The following is a 6734-nucleotide window of genomic DNA, read 5'->3' as shown; positions in this document are numbered from 1 at the left end:
CCCGCGGCCCGCCTTCTCTGCCCTTTCAACCTGTTGTGCTCGCCCCCCACCTTTGTTGGGGGGGGGGCGCTCCGCTGTCGGGCACTATGGTCTGTGGTTTATGCGGTGGCCAGGCAGAACGCCACGAGGCCCGAGTCGACGTCGAGGATGATCTTCTCCATGTCCGCCCACGGCGGGTGGAACTCCGTGCCCCACTCGACGGTGAACCCGAGCACCCGGCCCTTCATCGGGTCGACGAAGTGCCGCGCGTACGCGTAGTCGTCGCTGGTCCCGCTGGTCGGGTAGAGGTTGAACCCGGTCTTCGGCGTGTAGACGATCCCGCGGACGCTCGCGACGCCCTGGCAGAACCGCTCGGCGAGCAGCACCTCGTTGTCGACGTCGCCCTTGTCGATGTACTCGGCGTAGTCGAGGTCGTTCGCAATGCCGCGCCTGCCGTTGAACGTCGCGTTCTGGAAGTTCATGTTGGCGTTGTCCGACTGGTCGTCGTCGTCGCCCCAGTTGTAGAGCATGTCCTCCGAGTAGCTGTGCACGTCGATCAGCCAGCCGGTGCGCGGGAACTGGTCGAGCAGCCAGCGGACGTTGCGGGTCTCGGGCTCGGAGAACGCGTGCGGGCCCGCGTAGACCAGCGGGTCGCACGGGTTGGTCGACATGTGGGTGAGGTCGGCGGCCGGTGAGAAGGCGGTGGTGAAGTCGAAGAGGAAGTCGTAGTTGCGGTTGAGGTCGACGCCGATGCAGCCCGGGGCCGGGTTGCCGCCGCCGTAGGCCGGGTTGCGGTTCTTGCGCCACATCGCCTGGACGGTCTGGCTGTAGAGCCGGCCGTCGGGGTTGACGAGCGGGAGAAGCACCAGGTCCAGGCGTTGGAGTAGCCCGCCGACCTGGGCGGCGGTGTACGTCGCGCCGCCGTAGCCGAGGCCGGTGCCGTTCTGCTGGGCCTCCAGCAGGTCGGCGGCGAGGTGCACGAGGATCTCGCAGCTGCCCCACTCGCGGGCGTGCACACCGCCGAGCATGATGACGGTGTCCTTGGGGAAGGGCGCGGGGGCGCCGATCTTCAGGGCGTGGATCGTCCGCTGCTCGACGGACGTCTCGGGCAGGGCGATCAGCTGGGTGAGGCCGGGGTACGCGGTGGCGAGGTTCTCCAGCGCGGATTCGACCTCGACGATGTTCAGGTACGGCATGACGGCTCTCCTCCCCGGTCAGCCGGCGAGCTTGGCGGCCAGGCCGCGCGGCACGGCGCCTTCGGCGAACCGGTTGCCGGTGCCGACCTCGGCCTGGGCGGCCCGGCCCTTGGCGCTGGCGTTCGCGATCCGGACGACCGTGACGCCCTCGCGTTCGAGGGCGGGGATCCGCTCCTCCGGGACGTACGCGTCGATGCCGACGCTGCCGTCGGCGGCGACGCTCGGGCTGCCGCCCGTGTCCGGGCGGACCTCGTGCAGGAGTGCACGCAGGGTGCCCGCGTCCCTGGCGGTGACGCGGACGCGGAGGATGTCGTTCGGGAGGGATGCGTGGAGGGATTCGTTGGGAACGGCGGACATCATGGCGGCCTCTTCCGGGCGCGGGGGATATGTCCGACGTGTACCTCGTATCCCTCAGGATGCGCCGCCGCCGTAGAACCCGTCAAGCGGGGCCGGGGGCATCCGGTCGAGCAGGCTGTCCAGGCCCGCCAGCAGCTCCGCCTCGTCGTCGAAGTCCGCGAAACGGGGCACCAGGGCGCGCAGCCGCGGGTAGTCGGTGGCCGACAGCCGGTGCAGGCCGAGGCGCATCACCGGGTCCGGCTCGTCCTCGTTGTCGACCACCTGGCGCTTGTCGACGAGCATGCAGCCGAGGCTCCAGGCGACGAAGGCGCGGTAGACGGTGAGGGCGGTCGAGTCGTCGAAGCCGGCCCGGCCGAGGACGGCGAGGATGTGCTCGGTGAGGTCGAGCACGGGCGCGGGCCGCCGGGTCATCGGCACGGCGAGCGGGCGGGTGGCGACGAGCGGCAGGATCTCGGGGTGGGCGTGCGCCACGGCGGCGAACGTCCGCGCGATGCGGCGCAGTTCGGCGCGCCAGGCGGGCTCCGGGGTCTGCGCGGAGCCGCGGAGGCTTTCGTTCACCTCGGCGAAGTAGGCCTCGATCAGCCCGTCGAGCAGGGCCTCCTTGCCGGGGGTGTAGCGGTAGAGGGCCATGGACTCGACGCCGAGTTCCCCGGCCAGGCGGCGCATGGTGAGGGCGGACAGCCCCTCGCGGTCGACGAGCGCGACGGCCGCGCGGAGCACCAGCGGACGGTTCAGGCGCGCCCGCTTCTCGGGGCCTTCGTGCGCGGGCACGTCCCGGTCGGGGCCGTCGTGACCGGGGCTGTCCTGCTCGGCCATGTCCGCACTCCTCCGCGGTGGGGGGATACCGAGGCTGTCCTGGGATGCACATCCAGGGGATACGCATCCAGGATACAAGGTAAATGTGCTACTGAATCGGGCGAACTGCTCCGAATCAGGCCGTACCGCGGAGAAGGCGGACCGCTTAGGCCGTACCGGCGACGAGGCGGACCGCTCAGGCCGTACCGGCGAGGAGGCGGACCGCCAGCCCGCCGATCACCGCCGCGGAGGCGAGCGCGGTGAGCAGCCGGGCGCGCGGGCCGGTGAGCGCGCGGCCCAGCAGGGCGCCGCCGGAGGCGAGCAGGAGCTGCCAGCTGGCGGAGGCGGCGAACGCGGCCGCCACGAACACCGCCCGCCCGGCCGTGCCCGGCGCCGTGCCCGGGGCCGTGTCCTGCCGGCCGAGGACGAGCGCGGCGAAGTAGAGCACGGTGAGCGGGTTCATCAGGGTGATGCCGAGCAGCGTGCCGTAGGCCCGTGCGGGGCCGGGCGGTGCGGCGTCCACGCCCGGACCGGTGCGGAGCGCGGTGACGGCCGTCCGGACGGCGAGCGCGAGCAGCACGAGCGCCGAGGCGATCCGCAGCGGCCCGGCGACCGGCGCGAGCAGCGGCGCCAGCCCGGCCCCGCCGGCGGCGGCGAGCAGCGCGTACAGCCCGTCGGCCGTGGCCACGCCGAGGGCCGCGCAGGCCCCGGTGCGCAGCCCGGCGCGGGCGGTGAGCGCGACGAGGTACGCCCCGACGGCTCCGACCGGCACGGCGATGCCGTACCCGGCGAGGAGCCCCGCGACGAGCTCCCCGTTCACGCGTGGGCGTATGTCCTGGTCATGGCCCGATCGTCGGACCTCAAGTGCCCACTCCGCAACAGGTTTTCCGAGTCGTTCGGCCACGGTGGACGCACGCGGTTACGGTGGACGCACGTTGTCCGCGCCGCCTCCGGAGGAGACCGCATGACCCGTCACATCCCGCCCACCACCGAGCTGTTGACCGAGGCCTGGCACTCCTGGGCGGAACGTGGCAAGGGGCTGGACGCCGAGGCGTGGGCCCGGGGCACCCGGCTGCCGGACTGGACGGTCCTGGACCTGTACGCCCACGTGGCGCCCACCGCCGAAGCGTTCACGCAGCTGCACGCCGCCCTCGTCGACGGCCCGGCGAAGGTGGAGACCGCCGCGGGCATCCTGCGCTTCTTCAACCAGCCCGGTGGCCTCGCGCACACCGCCGCCGGGCACGTCGCCGCCGCCGCGAAGCAGGTCGCCGCGGGGACGGACCCGGCCGGTCTGATCGCCCGCTTCGAGGTCGAGGGCCCGGCCGCGCTGGCCGGTTCCGCGGACCTCTCGCCGGACGCCGTCGCCGCCCACCCGCTCCTCGGCAGCGTGCGGGTCGGCGCGCTGGCCGAGGTGGCGCTCATGGAGGCGACCGTCCACCTGCTCGACCTGATCGCGGCCGTCGGCGGCCCGCCGCCCGCCGACGCGGCCCTGCACGCGACCCGCGCGCTGCTCGCCGAGGTCGCCGACCCGGTCGCGTTCATCGAGGCGGCGGCGGGCCGCTCGGACGCCGCGGTGCTCCCGGTGATCCGCTGAGCCGTCCGCCGGGTCAGCCGATCTGAGTCCCCGTCGGCTCCTTCTCCGCAGGTCAGGCGTACGATGTGCGCCGGAACCCCGCAACGGGGTCATCGGGGACGACGGGGGAAATCGGTCGATGTTCGACATCGTGTGGTGGATCGTGCCGGCAGTGCTGTACGGCGGCGGGTACGTGGCCAACAACGCCCGCCGGGCGCTGAAGACCCGGCACGAGCGCAAGCTGGAGCTGCTGGAGGCGGCCGACCGCCAGCAGGCCGCGCTGGAGGCGGCCAAGCGCCCGCCGGAGCCGGTCTGCGGCTGCACGCACCACCTGGCCAAGCACGACAAGCAGGGCCGCTGCCACGAGGAGGTCGAGGCGCCCACCGCGTGGGACGCCGACCGCCGGCCGGTCCAGTTCGAGCCGCGGCAGTGCAACTGCCAGCAGTACGTGGGCCCCGAGCCCCTGGGGACGGTCTTCGCCCAGGATCTCGTCGACCCGCGCTGAGGCGCAACGTGGGCCCCCGGGCAGCCGTCCTGCCCGGGGGCCCTCGTCGACGTCAGGGCCGGACCACGGCCAGGGTGTGGCTGTAACCGGCGCCGACGGCCACGGCGCAGGTGAGCTGCCGGTCGCACGGAGCGGTCTGCCCCACGGCGCAGACGTGGACCGGCGATTTGCCGCCGATGTAGTCGCCGGTGCCGTTGCCGAGCTCCCCGAGGGAGTTGTCGCCCCAGGTCAGGACGGTGCCGTCGGCGGCGAGCGCCACGGTGTGACTGCCGCCGGCGGCGATCGCGGTGATGCCGGCGAGGAAGCCGGCGCAGGGCGCGGTCGATCCCTCCGCGCAGACGGCCACCGGGGTGGTGCTGCCGTTGCCGGTGCCGTCACCCAGCCTGCCGATGCCTCCCCAGGCGCGGACGCTGCCGCCGGCGGCGACCGCCACGGTGTGCTTGTCACCGGCGGCGACCGCGGTGATCCCGGAGAGGAAGCTGCCGCACGGCGCGGTCGCACCGGTGTCGCAGACCGGCACCGGTACCAGTTGCTCGGTGGTGGTGCCGTCGCCGAGCTGGCCGAGGTCGTTCTCACCCCAGGCCAAGACGCTGCCGCCGCGGTGCACCACCACGCTGTGGTCGCCGCCGGCCGCGACGGACGCCACGTTCTGGAGCGGACGGCAGAAGTCGAAGGGGTCCGAGGCGCAGACGCGGAAGACCCGGCCGGTGCTGGTGGGCCGGCCGAGCTGGCTGTGGCGGTCGTCTCCCCAGGTGTCGACCTCGCCGTTGGTGTGCAGGGCGAGGGTGTGGTTGGCGCCGGCAGCGATGGACACCACGTCGTTCAGGAGGAAGCCGCAGTCGTTCGTGACACAGACCGGGACGGGGACGCTGCTGTCCGTGGTGATGGGATTGCCGAGCTGGCCGTGGTCGTTGAGCCCCCACGCGACGACCGTGCCGTTGGCGCGCAGCGCCGTGGTGTGGGCGAAGCCGGCGGATACGGCGACGATGTCGTCCAGGAAGGCGGAACAGGGCGCGGTCTGCCCCACGGCGCAGACCCGGCGCGGGGTGGTGCTGTTGGTGGTGGTGCCGTCGCCGAGCTGGCCGTGGGTGTTGTCGCCCCAGGTCAGGACGGTGCCGTCGGACCGCAGCGCCACGCTGTACTCGTCGCCTCCGGAGACGGCGATCACGCCATGGAGCGGGTCGATGCACGGGGCCGCCCCGCAGACCGGGGTGGGGGAGTTGCTCTGCTCGACGGTGGTGCCGTCGCCCAGCTGGCCCTCGAAGTTGTTGCCCCAGGCGAGGGCGGTGCCCGGGACACCGGGCCGGAGGGCCCGTTGGTCGGGGGTGCCGGCCCCGGCGGCGCGAGCCGGGCCGCCGGGCAGCATCAGGACGGCCACCAGGGAGCCCAGCAGGGCGGCCTTGAGGCGGGACTTTCGCTGATGTGGTCTCAGCGTGGACATGAATGCTCCTCGGTAGGAGAAGGGTCGTGTCCACACGATGCGGGGCGTGCTCCGCGTGTCGCGGTCGGCGATGCCGTGGTCCGGGCGAGCGTCACTCGCCCGGACCCGGGGTGGCCGGATGGTGATGGGCCTCGTCAGCCGGTGGCGAGCGCCTGGAGGCGGTCGTAGGCGCCGTTGAAGAGGTCCTGGTCGCCGGGGAAGGTGCCGGAGGAGGCGTACTGCCAGATGGTCTGGTAGGTCCAGCCGTTCGGCAGGGTGCCGGGGGAGCTGGAGTAGCGGGCTATCCAGAGGGGGTTGGTGGCGCCGAAGTCACCGTTGTTGCCTGTGCATTGGGACCACCAGTTGGTCGTGGTGTAGATCGTCGGATACCGGCCGGTGCGGGCGAGGACGGTGTCGCTGAAGGCGTGGATCCAGGCGACCATGGCGCCCTGGCTCAGCCCGTAGCAGGTCGCGCCGTACGGGTTGTACTCGATGTCGAGCGCGGGCGGCAGGGTGACGCCGTCGGCGGACCAGCCGCCGCCGTGGTCGACCAGGAAGTTGGCCTGGACGTCGCCCGAGGAGCGGTCCGGCAGGGCGAAGTGGTAGGCGCCGCGGATCAGTCCGGCGTCGTAGGAGCCGTTGTACTGCTGGGCGAAGTACGGGTTGCGGTACGTGGTGCCCTCGGTCGCCTTGACGTAGGCGAAGTTGGCGCCGTTGGCGGCCGCGGTGGCCCAGTCGACGTTGCCCTGCCAGCCGGAGACGTCCATGCCGGCGGTCTGGGTGACGGCGAGCGAGCGGATCGCCGCCTGGTCCGCGCTGCCGCCTTCGTGGGCGGCGACCGTCGAGCCGGCGAAGTCGAGCTCGGGGTGCGGCAGTTCGGCGGGTGCGGTGGTGGCCGCGGCGGCGGGC

At 73.0% G+C, this 6734-nt stretch carries 8 protein-coding genes; 2 read left to right on the top strand and 6 right to left on the bottom strand.

Annotated elements, in window-relative coordinates:
* Positions 1-98: 98 nt before the first annotated feature.
* From AB0O00_RS25905 to AB0O00_RS25890, 4 genes are all read right to left on the bottom strand, one after another.
* Positions 99-1175 carry a M14 family metallopeptidase gene (locus AB0O00_RS25905; RefSeq protein WP_363655608.1) on the bottom strand — a complete coding sequence of 359 codons (1077 nt, stop codon included), beginning with the start codon at positions 1173-1175 and terminating at the stop codon, positions 99-101.
* A gap of 18 nt (positions 1176-1193) precedes the next feature.
* Complete coding sequence (locus tag AB0O00_RS25900) at positions 1194-1535, bottom strand: hypothetical protein (RefSeq protein WP_363655606.1); 342 nt, start codon at positions 1533-1535, stop codon at positions 1194-1196.
* 51 nt (positions 1536-1586) lie between these two features.
* Entirely contained in the window at positions 1587-2348 is a 762-nt protein-coding gene (locus AB0O00_RS25895; protein ID WP_363655604.1) for a TetR/AcrR family transcriptional regulator C-terminal domain-containing protein, read from the bottom strand.
* Between the two features lie 175 nt (positions 2349-2523).
* Positions 2524-3147 (bottom strand): LysE family transporter, encoded by a 624-nt coding sequence (locus AB0O00_RS25890; RefSeq protein ID WP_363655602.1) that lies wholly within the window; start codon positions 3145-3147, stop codon positions 2524-2526.
* Between the two features lie 144 nt (positions 3148-3291).
* On the opposite strand from AB0O00_RS25890, the gene AB0O00_RS25885 reads away from it, so the two are divergent.
* Both AB0O00_RS25885 and AB0O00_RS25880 read left to right on the top strand, forming a co-directional pair.
* The gene (locus AB0O00_RS25885; protein WP_363655600.1) at positions 3292-3921 is read left to right on the top strand and encodes a maleylpyruvate isomerase N-terminal domain-containing protein; all 630 of its coding nucleotides are present in this window, start codon (positions 3292-3294) and stop codon (positions 3919-3921) included.
* Between the two features lie 118 nt (positions 3922-4039).
* On the top strand, positions 4040-4405 hold the full coding sequence (locus AB0O00_RS25880; RefSeq protein ID WP_363655598.1) for a hypothetical protein: 366 nt from the start codon (positions 4040-4042) through the stop codon (positions 4403-4405).
* Between the two features lie 52 nt (positions 4406-4457).
* On the opposite strand, the gene AB0O00_RS25875 is transcribed toward AB0O00_RS25880, so the two are convergent.
* On the bottom strand, positions 4458-5846 hold the full coding sequence (locus tag AB0O00_RS25875) for a hypothetical protein (protein WP_363655596.1): 1389 nt from the start codon (positions 5844-5846) through the stop codon (positions 4458-4460).
* A 134-nt stretch (positions 5847-5980) separates the two neighbouring features.
* Positions 5981-6734 (bottom strand): lysozyme (locus tag AB0O00_RS25870; protein WP_363655594.1); only part of this gene is annotated, 754 nt, incomplete at its 5' end.

The organism is Kitasatospora sp. NPDC093558 (genome assembly GCF_040683475.1).
GTDB lineage: Bacteria > Actinomycetota > Actinomycetes > Streptomycetales > Streptomycetaceae > Kitasatospora.
Note: the sequence above shows the minus strand (reverse complement) of the source record. Positions and strands in the feature narration are given on the sequence as shown.